The following is a 15,980-nucleotide window of genomic DNA, read 5'->3' as shown; positions in this document are numbered from 1 at the left end:
CATGATTCAAAAGGGTTTGCTCCTTGTCTCTCACAGGGAGCAAGCTTCATCTAAATAGTTGGTTCACCGGTAAAAAAGGCTAACGGCGAATGCTTACTAGCCTTTTTTACATGAATGATAAAGTCTAGCTGAAGCTGAGTAGCAATAAGACCTGCTGTGATTGGTTTTTTAAAACAGCAGGTGCTTATTCTTCTAAGCGATTCTGGCTTAACTTATAAGTGTATAGAAAGTAGGAGATTCATAGTGAAACGATACCTGTTTTTTCGGATCCTGAGATCAATCCTAAGTATCTTTTTAGTTACTACCTTAACTTATGGTGTGATTTACAGTCTGATCCCTCGAAAGACCATTTTTCAAAACGACGTCACTTATGGGAAATTAAAATCCAAACCGGATGATTTAAAAGACTACGAGAATACGGCGTTTAGCAAAATGGGTTATTTGGATTATCTGCCTTCTAATAAATTGATTGCAGAAGTCAAAAAGGACCATCCAGAAGTAACCACTGAGGATACTACGGCAAATACCAAGATTTTTAAAGAATGGACGAAGGCAAACGGCTATGATCTGGAACAATTTCCAGTGAGCAAAGGCTATTATGCGATTAAAGAATTGCCTTTAACCACCCGGGTCTTCCGATTCTATAAAAATTTGATTCAAGTCGACCATCCCTGGAAGATCAATGACCCGGACAATGAAGACATGAAGCGGGGCTACAAGATCACCAATGATCCATTAGCTGGTTGGTCTGTCGTAGGTAGTGGTACGAAATACAAATACCAAATTTACTTCAATGGCCAGTTCCCATTTATTCACCAAAATATTTTCCATCTCAATCTGGGAACCTCTTATCCAACTTTCGCAGGACAACCTGTAACCCAAGTTATCGGTGGGGACCAAGGGAAAGCTGATTCTCAAGAAGTAACCCTTGAAAACGGCAAGACGTCCAAAACATCCATGGACATTTATTCCCGTCAATATCAAATGACGGCAAACTTATCCACCAGAGAAAAGAACATGTTCTCAGATAACTACACCGTTACCGTAAATAACAAACAAGATCCATCTATGATTGGGAACTCCATGCGCATGGGGATTATCGCTGTCTTGATTTCTTACGGGGTAGCAGTGCCGATGTCCATGATTATGTCCCGTTACAAGGGCAAATGGCCGGATAAAATTGGCGTGGCTTTGGTTACGGTCTTAATTTCCGTACCATCATTGGCGTTCATTTACTTCTTCCGTTTTATCGGTTCAAGTGCATTCGGCTTGCCAGACTTGTTCCCAACTTTAGGTGCACAAGATATTCGTTCCTATATTTTGCCAACGATTATTTTAGGTCTTTTGTCTGTTTCAGGGATTGTCATTTGGTTGCGTCGTTATATGATTGATCAACAGTCCGCAGACTACGTGAAATTTGCCAAAGCAAAAGGTTTAAGTGCAGGGGAAATCAGTCGTAAGCACATCTTTAAAAATGCGGCGATTCCTTTGGTCAATGGGATTCCTTCAGCGGTTATCGGAACAATTGCTGGGGCTACCATTACTGAAACCGTCTTTGCAGCTCCAGGGATGGGGAAAATGTTACCAGATGCGATTAAAGCCCATAACAACCCGATTGTCATCGGCTTAGTCTTTATCTTTACTACTATTTCCATCTTCTCGATTCTTTTAGGGGATATCACCATGACCTTAGTAGATCCACGAATCAAACTTTCCGAAAAAGGGGGTAAGTAACTTGGAAGTCAAAGAAACCAATAACGACTTTAGTTTCGTCAAAATGGACGAACACGCCTCTGAACGAATTGATGCCCCGGTTTACTCTTACTGGCGGGCAGTTTGGCGCAAGTTCTTCTCTAGTAAAGTAGCCATTGCGATGTTAGTTTTAATGGTAGCAATTCTCTTAATGTCTTTTATCCAACCAATGCTATCTGGTTATGATTATATGAATGTAGATGGTATCAACGACTTCGGTAAACGATACAATCCACCTAGTGCAGAAAACTGGTTTGGGACCGACGCCAATGGCCACTCTTTATTTGATGCGGTATGGGCGGGAGCGAAAACTTCTATCTCCATCAGTGTGATTGCCACGGTAGTTTGTACGTTGATTGGGGTGGTTGTAGGAGCAATTTGGGGAACTTCGAAAAAAATCGACCGCTTTATGATCGAGATTTACAACATTTTTTCTAATATCCCTCAATTGTTGATCATCATGGTTTTGTCTTATTCCTTTGGTAGTGGTTTTTGGAATTTGATTTTTGCCATGTGTTTGACCAGCTGGTTGGCTACGGCTTACTTCATTCGGGTTCAAGTTATGATTATGCGAGATCGGGAATACAACTTGGCTTCTAAAACCTTGGGGACACCGACTATGCGTATGATTTTCCGTAATATCTTGCCTTACTTGACGTCAGTTATTGTAACGGATGTCTCTCGGGCATTACCGTCTTTTATCTCTTATGAAACCTTCCTTTCCTTCTTGGGAGTTGGTCTTAGTGCCAATGTTCCTTCTCTAGGGAAATTGATTTCAAAATACACTGCAAATATGAGTAACTATCCGTATCTGTTTTGGATCCCTGTTGCCGTTTTGGCCCTTGTGTCGGTATCATTGTATATCGTCGGCCAAACCTTGGCGGATGCTGCCGATCCACGGACACATATGTAATTAGGAGGGATATCATGGAAAAAGAAACAGTATTATCCGTTGAAAACCTCTCTGTAGGCTTCACCGTCCGTAATCGTGAATTAAAAGCGATTCGCAATGTCTCTTTGGAAATCAAAGAACAAGAAACGCTAGCCATCGTAGGGGAATCCGGCTCTGGTAAATCTGTTTTAACTAAGACTTTTACCGGGATGTTGGAACAAAATGGACACATTACCAATGGAACCATTCGTTATCATGACAAAGTCTTAAGTGACTTAACCAAAGACAAACAATGGGAAGGAATTCGCGGCAAAGAAATTGCTACGATTTTCCAAGATCCAATGACATCTTTAAACCCAATTAAAACAATCGGGTCTCAAATTTCTGAAGTGATTATTAAGCACCAAGGCAAAGACAAAAAAGAAGCCAAAAAAATGGCGATTGAATTGATGAAACGCACCGGGATTCCTGATGCGGAAAAACGTTACGAAGAGTATCCTTTCCAATATTCTGGGGGAATGCGTCAACGGATGGTCATCGCCATTGCCTTAGCTTGTCGGCCAAAAGTTTTAATCTGTGATGAGCCGACTACGGCTCTTGATGTGACCATTCAAGCTCAAATTTTGGACTTGATCAGAGAACTACAAGAAGAGTACAAGTTTACTACCATTTTTATCACCCATGACTTGGGTGTAGTAGCAGCGATTGCCGACAAAGTAGCGGTGATGTACTCCGGTCAAATCATTGAAACCGGCACGGTGGAAGACATCTTCTACAATGCCAAACATCCTTACACTTGGGCGTTGTTGTCCTCACTACCGCAATTGAGTCAAAAAGGTGACGAACTGTATTCCGTGCCCGGTACACCACCGTCATTGTACAAAGATATCGCTGGGGATGCGTTTGCCCCACGGAATCCTTATGCCATGGAAATTGATTTCAAACAAGAACCACCGATGTTCCAAGTCTCCGATACTCACTTTGCTAAAACCTGGTTAATGGACCCAAGAGCGCCTCAAGTAGAAAAACCTGTGGCAATCCAGAATCTCCATGAAAAACTAGTGGCCCTTCAAGAAGAGATCGCACCTGAGGACTATGAAGCAAAAGATCTTGAAGAGGGAGGAGAAGTCGTTGGAAGCTAAAAATCAAGAAGTATTACTATCCATTAAAGATTTAGAAATTACTTTTGGCGAAGGTCGCAACAAGTTTGTCGCCGTTCAAGATGCCAATTTTGATATTTACAAAGGGGAAACTTTCTCACTAGTTGGGGAGTCTGGTTCCGGCAAGACCACCATTGGTCGAGCGGTGCTAGGGTTAAACGACACATCTAACGGAGACATCATCTTTGAAGGTAAAAAAATCAATAAAAAATTATCTGCCAAAGAACAAAATGAAATCATCCGTAAGATTCAAATGATTTTCCAAGATCCTTCCGCTTCACTAAATGAGCGGGCGACCGTGGATTACATCATTTCAGAAGGATTGTATAACTTCCATCTCTTTGATAACGAGGCGGATCGCCGGGCCAAAGTGGAAAACATGATTGAACGAGTGGGCTTGTTACCGGAACACTTGAACCGTTATCCTCACGAATTTTCAGGAGGTCAACGGCAACGGATCGGGATTGCCAGAGCATTGATCATGGAACCGGAATTGGTTGTTGCTGATGAACCAATTTCTGCCTTGGATGTTTCCATTCGGGCGCAAGTTTTAAACTTATTAAAAGAATTTCAGCGGGACAAAGGAGTTACTTACTTCTTTGTTGCCCATGACTTATCTGTGGTGCGCTTTATTTCTGACCGGATTGCAGTTATCCGCTCTGGTCGGATCGTGGAGTTGGCGGAAGCGGAAGAACTATTCCGCAATCCGTTGCATCCTTATACCAAAGCCTTGTTGTCTGCTGTACCAGTACCAGACCCTATCTTGGCTCGTAAAAAAGAATTGCATGTGTATGACCCTAGCATGCATGATTACTCCGTAGACAAACCCAAATTTGTCGAAATCATTCCGGGACACTTTGTCTACGGCAATGAAGCGGAAACCGTCGGGTATCGAGCAGCTGTTAAAAGCTAACAGTTGCTATAATCTATACCACTTTCTGTACCAAACTATTGAGAGACAAAACAGGCAGACGATTCCGTCTGCCTGTTTTGTTGTGTTTGAGAGTAGTTTGGCTAGTGGTTGGTGAAAGACAATGCCTGCTAATATCTTCTCGTAAAAGGAGCATGATACAATGGAAAGTGAAGAAGGTGAGATTATGTATTCATTGGCAAAACAGATGATTAGTGAAAAAGAAGTGCGGCGGAAGATTACGATTTTGGAGCAGTTGTTAAGTACAGCTCAAATGACAACAAAAGATTTGGCACAGCAGCTAGGTGTCTCCCAAAGGACCGTTTTTCACGATTTGCAAACTTTGCGCTATGAACTACCAGAGGATTGGCAGCTGGAAGCCCAAGGCAATCAAGGAGTCTCTTTGACCGCCAGTCGTCCGGTAGCCCTTTATGAAGTCTGGGAGTTTTATATGGAACAATCTTTAGCCATGGCGGTGTTAAAGGGACTGCTTTTTAAACGGGAGCTTTCGGTGGTAAGTTTTCTGATGGACAATGGAGTCTCTTATGAAACCTTGAAACGGCAAGTACAAAAGATGAATCAAGAACTGACAGATTTTCAGTTAACCATTCGTCTCACCCGCTCACAGCTAAGTTGGGTAGGAGAAGAGTCTTCTCTACGTGTTTTTTACCACCGCTTGCTGACACCTTTTACTCATCAGCATTTCTTTTTTGAAGATTATCAAGTTCATGAATCCAATTATCGAGACTTTTTAGCTAGTTTGAAACGGCAAAATAAACAGGCGAAAACGGAAGAAATCTTTGGTATTTGTTGGTTTTTTATCAATACGATTCGCATTAAAGCCGGTTGTTCGATTGAAAATCTACATTATGAAGAAGATGATTTGGCTTTCAGTTATCAAGAAAGCATTCAAGCACTTTACCAAAAAGAAGGCGTCTTGTTAAAAGGCGACGAAGCGTTCTTTGCTTATTTTTGCTTTTTGGAAAGCTGGAGTTATTTACTTTCTCCAGATGTCTCTCAACTATTACAAAAAAATTATGGTCATTTATTTCAGCGAGGGAAAGCTTATTTAAACACTCTTGTTGAAGGCGTGTTGCTAGCAGACGATCAGGAGTTATTAGAGGACTTGGTTTTATTTCAAGTGAAGTATTACGAATCAAAAAGTTTAACGGATAAATTTCTAGGTGAATATGCAGAAGTTTTGCACGTTTGCCAAGAAAAATTTCCTAGCTTGTACCAAGATGTAGCCAGAAGTTTGGCGACAGGCGAGTTAGAAGGGATTACCGAGGTTTCCAATCATGCAGTAAGCAATTTGGTTTTGTTAATTCAAACGGCAAAAGCTCGCTTAAATCTCCAGCCCTTATGTGTCTTTTTAATTTTTCAAGGGGAGCCTGCTTGGAAGCAATTTTTAATTCAAGAATTACAGGATTTAGCAGGGAAGAGAGTGAAACTGATCGAAATCAATGCAACAGAAGTACCAACTGATGTGAAAAAGACTGATATCATTTTGTCAAACTTACCCCTTGAAAAAACACTCGCTTCTGTAGTATCCCTGTCTATGGTTCCCACCGATAGGGAGCTGTGGGAGTTTCGTAAATTAATTCAAAAACGCTATCTATGATATAAGTGAGAAACGGGCAAAGAACTGTCCGTTTCTTTTCATGCTTCAGGGGGAGGTTGCTTGGGAAATTGAGGTTGTAAGTTTTCTGAAAGTTCGATAAAATAACCAATAGCAACATCGTTTCAGGATGTTTATTTTTTTTAAAATATTCCTTTAACGATACAATTTAGGAGGATTATATATGGAACAGCCTCAACAAGAATTATCCCGCAGTCTGAAAAATCGTCACGTTCAGTTGATTTCCATCGGTGGCGCGATTGGAACCGGGCTTTTTTTAGGCTCAGGGAAATCGATTCAACAGACGGGACCTTCGATTTTATTGGCTTATACGATTACCGGAGGCATTTGTTTTTTGATCATGCGAGCCTTAGGAGAACTGTTACTTTCTAATACGGATAACCACTCGTTTTTGGATTTTGTGGCAGAATACTTAGGGAAGAAATGGGCCTTTCTCACCGGGTGGACCTATTGGTTTTGTTGGATTGCCATTGCCATGGCGGATTTGACGGCCATGGGACTGTACGTGGACTACTGGTTTCCTAGCTTGCCTCAATGGTTGCCGGAAATCTGTGCCTTGGTGATTTTAGTGGCGTTGAATCTGGTAGCTGTCTCTTTGTTTGGCGAGTTGGAATTTTGGTTTGCATTAATCAAAGTGGTGGCGATTATCGTTTTAATTGCCATTGGCGCTTATTTGATTATCACTCATTATCCCACTTCTGCGGGTACCGTAAAAATCTCCAATCTCTGGACGCACGGTGGCTGGTTTCCAAAAGGGGGCAAAGGATTCTTACTATCTTTTCAAATGGTAACCTTCGCCTTTGTGGGCATTGAATTAGTGGGATTAGTAGCCGGGGAAACTAAAGATCCAGAAACAGTCTTGCCAGAAGCTATTAACAATATTCCCATTCGGATTATTTTGTTTTATTTAGGTTCACTGTTTGTGATTATGGCGATTTACCCTTGGGATAGTTTAGTAGCTTCTGAAAGTCCGTTTGTGGAGGTCTTTTCTGAAGTGGGGATTACGGCAGCCGCTACGATTATTAATTTAGTAGTGCTTAGTGCGGCAGCTTCCGCTTGCAACAGCGCCATTTACAGTACGGGACGTATGATGCGCTCGTTAGCTCAAGAAGGCAGCGCACCGAAGACTTTTGTAAAGTTGACTAAACACCAAGTACCCGCTAATGCCATTTTCTTTTCGGCAATTGTGATTTTTAGTGCGGTAATTATGAATTATGTCATGCCTAGCCAAGTTTTTACTATTATCACTAGTATTGCCACCACCTGCTTCTTATTTATTTGGGGAATTTTGATTTATACCCATTTGAAATACCGTCGCAGTATTCGCGGAAAACAAAGTCACAGCTTTAAAATGCCTTTTTATCCTTTGAGCAATTACTTGATTTTTGCCTTTTTAATTTTTGTGGCGGGAGTTTTGTTATGGTCACCTGAAACGAGGCTGGCTGCTTTGTTCACACCGGTGTGGTTTATCGTATTACGTTTGATTTACTTTTTCAAATACGAAAAGCAATAAGAAAAGAGAAGTTCCCGCTGGATGGGGAACTTCTCTTTTTAGCTAGTCAGCAACTTAACTTGGAAGTCGACTAAGCGATTTTTTCCTCTTGGCGCGATCGCTTATTCTTCAACAACTTTTTCTCCAACTCTACAATAGCGAAAATCAATAACGCACCAGCTAAGAGCACTAGATGCTGAGTTACGCTCAGTGAGGTCGTACCGATTAGATTTTGCATAAAGGGCAGTGTCAGTAGCGAGCCTTGGACTAAAACTAAAGCGCCTAGAGAAATCCACAGTGCTTTGTTTTGGAGCATGCTCTTGTTTAAAGAAGCATCCAGTAGCTCTCGGCAGTTAATCATGTACAGTGCTTGGGCTAAAACGATGCTTTGTAAGAGCATGGTTTGGGCGACTACCGGGTCGGCCACTTGGCTGCTGAAGAGGTAAGCAGGAATCGTAATTAATACCGATACATAGAGGATACGAGCTAGGCTGTGTAGGGACAAAATTTTCTCTTTAGGATCTCTCGGCGGGCGTTTCATGGTGTTCTCATGGGCTTTTTCAAAACCTAAAGCGTAGGACAAAGTAATGGTGGTCACCATGTTTACCCAGAGAATTTGCACCGGGCTTAAAGGTAGCGGACGGTCGATTAAAAGGGCGAAGATGACTAGTAGTCCTTGAGCAAGTGCGGAAGGTAAAAAGAAGTTAATGGTCTTTTTCAAATTATCAAATATGCGGCGACCTTCTTTAACAGCAGTGGCAATGGTGGCGAAGTTGTCGTCGGCCAAGACCATATCGGCGGCTTCCTTGGTAACTTCGCTACCTTTAATGCCCATGGCAATCCCGATGTCGGCTTTTTTTAAGGCAGGAGCATCGTTGACCCCATCGCCGGTCATCCCTACGATTTCTCCTTGCTCTTGTAAGGCAGTGACGATGCGCAATTTATGCTCTGGGGTAGTGCGAGCGAAGATGTCGGTTTTTTTCACTGCTTGGGCGAAAGCTTCTTTAGAAAGCCGGTCAATGTCAGCACCTTCCAAGACAGAGTCGTGTTTTAAGCCGATTTGACGACCAATAGCTTGGGCAGTATCTTTGTGATCGCCAGTAATCATCTTTACTACAATGCCGGCTTCTTGACAGCTAGCCACAGCTTTGATGGCAGCGGGTTTTGGTGGATCGATAATGCCAGCTAGTCCCATTATGGTCAAATCCTTCAGTTCTTCTTGAATCACTGCCTCGGGCTCTAAGTCTTTTTTAGCAAAGGCTAAAACCCGTTGCCCTCTTTTAGCCAAATTGGCAATTTCTGTTTGCCAGTAAGTTGATTCTGCTGGAGTTAAATTGGCTTTAGCTAAAAGGACTTCAGGGGCACCTTTGACAAATAAAGTGAGTTGTTCTTCCATTAAATGAGCTGTAGCCATGTACTTGTGTTGAGAATGAAAAGGAATCTTTTGAACTTTTTCAAGAAGTTCTTGGTTGGCATCTTCTGCATAGCGCAAGAGGGCCAGTTCTGTGGGATTTCCTTGTAATTGACTGACCGCTTGTTGCTTGCTGGTGCGCAAATCTTGACAGTTGTTCATAATCAGTTTTAAGTCGGCAATGGCAGAAGTAGGAGCCTGTTTGGGTAAGATCAGATCGGTAACCGTCATTTCATTTTTGGTTAAAGTTCCGGTTTTGTCAGAACAAATAACGGTCATGGAGCCCAAGGTTTCTACAGCTGGCATGCTTTTTACAATCGCTTTTTGATCGGACATTTCCTTAACACCCATGGATAAAATCATGGTCAAAACAGCCGGTAACCCTTCTGGAACAATGGCTACGATTAAGGCAATCACTGCCGATAAGAGAAGATTAGCTTCCATGCCGTAACGCAGTGTAGTAAAGAAAACGAGAAAGACGATGAAGAGCATCAAGCCTTTAAAAATCTGTTGGTTTAATTGATTCATCTTCCGAATCAGTGGCGTAGTTTGCGGAGCGACATTTTGCAAGGCGCTGTTGATTTTGCCGATTTCCGTTTGATCCCCGGTATCGGTGACAATACCAATGGCACTGCCAGCTTGAATTTGAGTACCGGAAAAAGCCAGGTTCACTCGGTCCCCTAGAGGTAATGTCCCCGTCAAGGTCTCAGCCGTTTTTTCAATCGGCAACGATTCACCGGTTAAGGGGGCCTCTTCTACTAATAAGTCGTGGGCTTCCAGGAGCCGCACATCTGCCGGTAAAATATCACCACTGTGTAAGAGTAGCAAATCTCCTGGAACTAAGGTCTCTGCGGCGACTTTTTTTCGATGCCCTTCCGTTAAGATTACCGCTTCTTTTGCCATCATTTGCTTCAAACCATTTAAGGAAGCCTCAGCTTTCCGCTCTTGAAAATAGCCAATCAAACCGTTGATGATGACCACGGCGAAAATAATGCTCATTTCCACGTAGTCGCCGGTGATCCCTTTTAAAATACCGGCGACAATTAAGACCACCATTAAGAGGTCGATAAAGTGTTTGCCGATTTTTTGCCATAAGGGTTTTTGTTTGCTTTCTTTTAACTTGTTGGGCCCGATGCGTTCCAGTCGTTGCTGGCGTTCTCCTTGGGGGAGGCCTTTTCTAGTCGTATCGAGATGTTTTAACGTCTTATCCGTCGTTTGATTGTAGTATTTCATGAAAATTCCTCCTGTCTTGTCTTTGCCGTAAAAGAAGGGGCGTCCTTCTCTGGCATGACTTTAGTATAAAGGGCACAAGCTTATAATAAATTGCGATTTTTTCATACCTTTATGAAAATTCCTCAAAGCTTTGTTCTTCTAGCGCTAGTTTTAGCTTTGTCGTGGTATAATTCAAAGGATTTCAACACTAGATATTCAGCAAGGGAAGTCTTTTAGCAAGAGCGCGAAATCAAGAAGCAAACTTTGCAGGTCTTTTGCCCTTAGCGTTTTCTTATTGGGCAAAAAACAGTATAATAGTACAGTATTGAATAATTTAAAGGGACTGAAAACCAATGGACAATCAGTTAGCGAAACTGCTAGAAGAACGCTTTGGAATAGTTTTCCACGATATTAATCTGGCAGAACAAGCCTTTACCCATTCTTCTTATGTGAATGAGCACCGCAACTTACACTTATCAGATAACGAACGCTTGGAATTTTTAGGAGATGCAGTCTTAGAACTCCTAGTCTCCCAATACCTTTACCGGGAATACCCCACTTTACCAGAAGGCAAATTAACCAAGACCCGGGCGGCCATCGTCCGAGAAGAAAGCTTGGCCCAATTTGCCAAAGATTGTGGCTTTGATGCCTATGTAAAACTGGGCAAAGGGGAAGAAAATTCCGGAGGGCGCACACGGCCATCGCTTCTTTGTGACTTATTTGAAGCTTTTTTAGGAGCTTTGTATTTGGATCAAGGACTGGCTACTGTGCTGAAATTCCTTGAAACCGTGGTTTATCCTCAAGTGGCGGCTGGTGCTTTTTCCCATGAGCGGGATCACAAGACGCGCTTACAAGAAGTCTTACAGAAAAAAGGCGATGTCTTAATCGACTACCGCTTAGTCAAAGAAGAAGGCCCAGCCCATGAACGCATCTTTGTGACGGAAGTGTACTGTGACGAGAAGATGATTGGAGTTGGCCAAGGAAAATCCAAGAAATTAGCGGAACAAGCAGCCGCTTATAATGCGTTACAAAGTTTAGGGCAATAACCCTAGACTGGGCCTGAAGCTTAGCGGGTCCTTGAAAGGAGCAACTATTTGTGTATTTAAAGAAAATCGAGATCGCCGGGTTCAAGTCTTTCGCCGACCGGACGGTGATCGATTTTGAGAATAGCGTTACTGCCGTAGTCGGTCCCAATGGCTCCGGTAAAAGCAATATTACCGAAGCCATTCGTTGGGTACTGGGAGAGCAATCGGTTAAGAGTTTACGAGGGGGCAAGATGCCGGATATTATCTTTGCCGGTTCTGATTCTCGTAAAGCCTTGAACATTGCCGAAGTGACGGTGGTTTTAGACAATAGTGACCACTATCTCCCTTTGGATTACAGTGAGATTAGCGTGACCCGTCGCTTTCGCCGGACTGGTGAAAGTGATTTTTTCATCAATAAACAAGCTTGTCGCTTAAAGGATATTCAAGATTTATTCATGGATTCAGGGCTAGGCAAAGAATCTTTTTCGATTATTTCCCAGGGGAAGGTGGAGGCGATTTTTGCCAGTAAACCAGAAGATCGCCGGGGAATTTTTGAAGAAGCAGCGGGTGTTTTGAAATACAAACAGCGAAAGAAAAAAGCGGAACAAAAGCTGTTTGAAACAGAAGACAACTTAAGCCGGGTCCAAGATATTGTCTATGAATTAGAAGATCAATTGACACCTTTAGCAGAACAGTCTCGCATTGCCAAAAAATACTTAGAATTAAAAGAGTCATTAACCAAAGTGGATGTAGCCTATACGGTGACGGAAATCCAAGAAGAAAAACGCTGTTGGAACCAAGAAGATCAGCGAGTAGTGCAGCTTAATGGTCGGTTGGAGCAGATTAGTCGAGAAATTCAAGAAAAAGAAGTTTTTTTGCAAGCCCAACGGCACAAGCGTAGTTCTTTGGATGAGTGGTTGGAAAATGCCAATCAAGAGCTTTTAGCCTTAACCGAAGCATTAAAGCAAGCAGAAGGACAACAAGCCCTTTTGGCGGAGCGCTCAAAAAACACGTTGCAAAGCACGAAGGAATACCAACAAAATATTGAAGCTGCCCAAGAGCAAATGGACAGTTTAGAAGAGCAAATCAGCGAACAAATTGGCCTCTTGTCTCACAAAAACCGAGAGCATCAAGAACTGGAAGAAGCCATTGCCACTCAACAGGCAGAACTGGTGAAATACCAACGGCCTACAAAAGAAGTCCTAGAAGATTTACGGGGCCAATACGTGGAAAAGATGCAAGAGCATGCCAATATTGGCAATGATTTGAAATACTTAGAACGTCGCTATTCCCAAGAAGCTGCTAAAAACCAAAAAGCGTTGCAAAAACAAGAAGAGTTAACGGTTAAAATTACCGCTAGTCGCCAGCAAAAAACGCAGTTAAGCCAGCAAATTAAAGCTGCCACTGAAGAGTTGGACCAACAGCGAAAAGATTATTTGCTTTTACAAGAACAAGCAAAGACTAGCAAAATACAGCTGGATAGCGAACAAAAGAAAATGTACAACTTAATGAGCCAGGTTCAACAAACTCGAGCCAAAGAAAAAAGTTTACAAGACATTCAAGAAAACTATGCCGGCTTTTATCAAGGTCCCCGAATGATTTTAAAACATCGCCAAGAGCTTTCGGGGATTGTGGGAGCAGTGGCAGAATTATTAGAAGTACCAGCAGACTATGCTTTGGCCATTGAAACAGCTTTAGGTGCCAGTGCGCAACATATTTTAGTGGAAAATGAGCAAGCTGCTCGAGGGGCCATCACTTTCTTGAAGCAGCAACGAGGCGGCCGGGGGACTTTCTTGCCATTGACTACAATTCAACCGCGACAAGTTCCTCAAGCACAACTCCAAAATGCTCAGCAAATTGAAGGTTTTATCGGAATTGCAGCAAGCGTGGTGCAATTTCCTGAAAATATCTCCAACGTAATGCACAACCTTCTAGGAGGGATTTTGCTGGCAGAAGACTTGCAAAGCGCCAATGCTATCGCTAGAAGTGTTCACTATCGTTATCGAGTGGTGTCTTTAGAAGGGGATGTGATGAATGCCGGGGGTTCCATGACCGGTGGCGCCGTGAAAAAAGGTAACAGCGGTAACCTCTTTTCCCAAGGCAGTGAACTGCAACAACTGCAAAGAGAGCTAGCTCAATTAGACAGTCGCTTGCAAACGACAGAAGCCCAAGTTGCCCGTTTAGATGCTCAAACCAAAGAGCAACAAACACAATTGGAAAGTTTGCGCGCAGCTGGAGAAACCGGGCGGCTGGCCTTGCAAGAATTGGAACATCAGCGGCAAACCAACGCAGGGGAATTACAACGACTGGAACAAGAACAGTCGGTCTTCACCTTTGAAAATCGCGAAGTCCAAGAATTCTTGGCAGAATACGATGAAAAACGAGGGAGTTATTTAAAGGCCCAAAAAGAAGTCGAAGCTGCCCGAGAAAAAATCAATCATGACATCCAAGAATTAGGTCGAACGGAAGATTTAATTGAAGCCAAACGAGAAGAACTCAGCCAAAGTTTAGCACAAAGCCAATCACAAATGGCGGTCACTCAACAGCAAATCCTTCATTTGAAAGAGCAAATTCAAGGAAAAAAAGCGGAATTAACTGGGATAGCCGAACGAAAAGCTAGTCTTGAGTTACAGTTACAAGCGTTAAACAGCGATTTTTCCAGCCATGAAGTCACGGAAGAATCCTTGGAAAAGCAAGTCCGTGAATTGTCGCAAAAACAAGAAGAAATCAAACTAAATCTAAGTCAAAAACGACAACAGCGTAGTGAAGTGCAAAGTACAATCAGTCGTGGAGATGAAAGTTTAAGCGCTCAAAACCAAGAACAAAAAACGTTGCTTTCCCAAAAAACAAGAGCCGAAGTGGAGAAAAAACGAGCGGATATTCGCTTGGATACTCTTTTGAACTACTTACAAGAAAGCTATGCCATGACCTTTGAGCTCGCTTTAGAAAGTTACGGAGTAGTGGCAGAGCGGGATGTAGCCAGCATGGAAATCGCCAACTTGAAGCAACGGATTGAGATTTTAGGGCCAGTGAATTTAAATGCCATTGACCAGTTTGAACAAGTCAATGAGCGCTACCAATTTTTAGTGAGCCAACGAGATGATCTTTTGCAAGCCAAAGACCAACTCTTTACCACTATGTCGGAAATGGACGAAGAAGTGAAAGTCCGCTTTAGCGAAGTCTTTGAAGCCATTCGCTTGAAATTTAAAGAAGTCTTCCCGAATATGTTCGGCGGTGGTCGAGCAGAATTACTTTTAACCGATCCCGAAGATTTATTGAATACCGGCATTGAAATCGAAGCCCAACCACCAGGCAAGAAACTCCAAAGTCTCAGCTTATTGTCCGGTGGAGAACGAGCCCTAACGGCGATTGCTTTACTCTTTTCCATTATCCAAGTGCGGCCCGTACCTTTTTGTGTATTGGATGAAGTGGAAGCCGCGCTAGATGAAGCCAATGTGACCCGTTTCGGTAGTTACTTAAGCCGGTTCCAAAACGACACCCAGTTTATCGTAGTGACCCATCGCAAGGGCACCATGGAAGCTGCTGATGTGCTCTATGGCGTGACCATGCAAGAGTCTGGAGTGTCGAAAATCGTTTCGGTGCGTTTAGAGGATGTAAAAGAAGGCGGCAAGATTGTTGCCACTGATGCCAAGTAAAGGAGGCAGACAAAGTGATTAAGTTAATTGCCATTGATTTGGATGGTACTTTATTAAATAACAAAAAAGAAGTGAGTGCTGCCAATAAAGCAGCTTTAGCCAAAGCCAAAGAGCAAGGTGTAAAAATTGTGATTTGTACTGGGCGACCATTGCGAGCAATTCGGCCTTATTTAAAAGAATTGAATTTGGAAGAGCCAGGGGATTACAGCATTACGTTTAATGGAGGATTGGTGCAAGCCAATGACACAGGAGAAGTGATGGAAAAAGCGGCATTGTCCTTTGACCAAGTAAAAGAACTACTGCAACTGGGACGAGAGCTGTCATTGCCGATTGATGTGCTTTCGGAAGAAATCGTGTGGATCGTACCTACTGATCCTGAGCACCCTTCGATTTACCGTCAGTTAAATCCACTGTTAGATTACCGTGACACTACAGAAGCGGCCTTAGATCCGAGTGCACTGTATAATAAAATCGTAGTAGCTTACGAACAAGGTTATTTAGACCAACAAATTACTAAAATACCAGCCTCCATTCGAACAAAGTACGAAGTGATTAAAACCCGGGATGTCTTATTGGAATTCATGCCTAAGGGAATCACGAAAGCATACGGGATTCAGTTGTTAATTGAAGACTTAGGAATTGAGCCTGGGGAAGTCATGGCCATTGGGGATGAAGAAAACGACCTGCCGATGATTGAATTTGCTGGTATCGGCGTGGCTATGGAAAATGCGGTACCTCAAGTGAAAGCCACGGCAGACGTCTTAACCGCCTCTAATGAAGCAGATGGGGTGGCACAAGTTATTGAAAAATATGTACTAGGAGGGAGATAAG

Annotated in this window: 10 protein-coding genes; 9 read left to right on the top strand and 1 reads right to left on the bottom strand. The window is 42.8% G+C overall.

Annotated features, from left to right (window positions below; genetic code table 11):
* Positions 1–243 precede the first annotated feature (243 nt).
* From AB5754_RS03915 to AB5754_RS03890, 6 genes are all read left to right on the top strand, one after another.
* Complete coding sequence (locus tag AB5754_RS03915) at positions 244–1,734, top strand: ABC transporter permease (protein WP_311833813.1); 1,491 nt, start codon at positions 244–246, stop codon at positions 1,732–1,734.
* A gap of 43 nt (positions 1,735–1,777) precedes the next feature.
* Positions 1,778–2,665, top strand: coding sequence for an oligopeptide ABC transporter permease OppC (oppC, locus tag AB5754_RS03910; protein WP_368250610.1), 888 nt, complete (start codon positions 1,778–1,780; stop codon positions 2,663–2,665).
* 14 nt (positions 2,666–2,679) lie between these two features.
* The gene (locus tag AB5754_RS03905) at positions 2,680–3,786 is read left to right on the top strand and encodes an ABC transporter ATP-binding protein (RefSeq protein WP_311833814.1); all 1,107 of its coding nucleotides are present in this window, start codon (positions 2,680–2,682) and stop codon (positions 3,784–3,786) included.
* Entirely contained in the window at positions 3,776–4,717 is a 942-nt protein-coding gene (locus AB5754_RS03900) for an ATP-binding cassette domain-containing protein (protein ID WP_368259470.1), read from the top strand. Before AB5754_RS03905 ends, AB5754_RS03900 begins: the two co-directional genes overlap by 11 nt.
* Before the next feature lie 160 nt (positions 4,718–4,877).
* A complete protein-coding gene (locus tag AB5754_RS03895; protein WP_368259469.1) occupies positions 4,878–6,335 on the top strand; it encodes a helix-turn-helix domain-containing protein in 1,458 nt (485 codons plus the stop codon).
* 181 nt (positions 6,336–6,516) lie between these two features.
* Positions 6,517–7,866: an amino acid permease gene (locus AB5754_RS03890; protein ID WP_368250542.1), complete on the top strand. Its 1,350-nt coding sequence runs from the start codon at positions 6,517–6,519 to the stop codon at positions 7,864–7,866.
* A gap of 70 nt (positions 7,867–7,936) precedes the next feature.
* Here AB5754_RS03890 and AB5754_RS03885 read toward each other — a convergent pair whose 3' ends face one another.
* The gene (locus AB5754_RS03885) at positions 7,937–10,489 is read right to left on the bottom strand and encodes an HAD-IC family P-type ATPase (RefSeq protein ID WP_368250543.1); all 2,553 of its coding nucleotides are present in this window, start codon (positions 10,487–10,489) and stop codon (positions 7,937–7,939) included.
* 332 nt (positions 10,490–10,821) lie between these two features.
* Here AB5754_RS03885 and rnc point away from each other — a divergent pair, with 332 nt between their 5' ends.
* From rnc to AB5754_RS03870, 3 genes are read left to right on the top strand one after another with little or no spacing between them, the layout of a single operon-like run.
* Positions 10,822–11,514, top strand: coding sequence for a ribonuclease III (rnc, locus tag AB5754_RS03880; RefSeq protein ID WP_368250544.1), 693 nt, complete (start codon positions 10,822–10,824; stop codon positions 11,512–11,514).
* Positions 11,515–11,564: 50 nt separating this feature from the next.
* Complete coding sequence (gene smc / locus AB5754_RS03875) at positions 11,565–15,149, top strand: chromosome segregation protein SMC (protein WP_368250545.1); 3,585 nt, start codon at positions 11,565–11,567, stop codon at positions 15,147–15,149.
* Between the two features lie 14 nt (positions 15,150–15,163).
* Positions 15,164–15,979, top strand: a complete 816-nt coding sequence (locus tag AB5754_RS03870) for a Cof-type HAD-IIB family hydrolase (RefSeq protein WP_368250546.1) — start codon at positions 15,164–15,166, stop codon at positions 15,977–15,979.
* Position 15,980: the final 1 nt, after the last annotated feature.

This window comes from Enterococcus sp. 2201sp1_2201st1_C11_2201SCRN_220225 (assembly GCF_040925905.1).
Classification (GTDB): domain Bacteria; phylum Bacillota; class Bacilli; order Lactobacillales; family Enterococcaceae; genus Enterococcus_C; species Enterococcus_C asini_A.
This window is presented reverse-complemented; position numbering and strand designations above follow the sequence as displayed.

What these genes read in the sequence shown, in the direction of transcription:
- rnc (WP_368250544.1), top strand. Translation starts at nt 10,822, where the DNA reads ATGGACAATCAGTTAGCGAAACTGCTAGAAGAACGCTTTGGAATAGTT.
- AB5754_RS03905 (WP_311833814.1), top strand. Translation starts at nt 2,680, where the DNA reads ATGGAAAAAGAAACAGTATTATCCGTTGAAAACCTCTCTGTAGGCTTC.
- AB5754_RS03895 (WP_368259469.1), top strand. Translation starts at nt 4,878, where the DNA reads ATGGAAAGTGAAGAAGGTGAGATTATGTATTCATTGGCAAAACAGATG.
- oppC (WP_368250610.1), top strand. Translation starts at nt 1,778, where the DNA reads ATGGACGAACACGCCTCTGAACGAATTGATGCCCCGGTTTACTCTTAC.
- AB5754_RS03885 (WP_368250543.1), bottom strand. Translation starts at nt 10,489, where the DNA reads ATGAAATACTACAATCAAACGACGGATAAGACGTTAAAACATCTCGAT.
- AB5754_RS03890 (WP_368250542.1), top strand. Translation starts at nt 6,517, where the DNA reads ATGGAACAGCCTCAACAAGAATTATCCCGCAGTCTGAAAAATCGTCAC.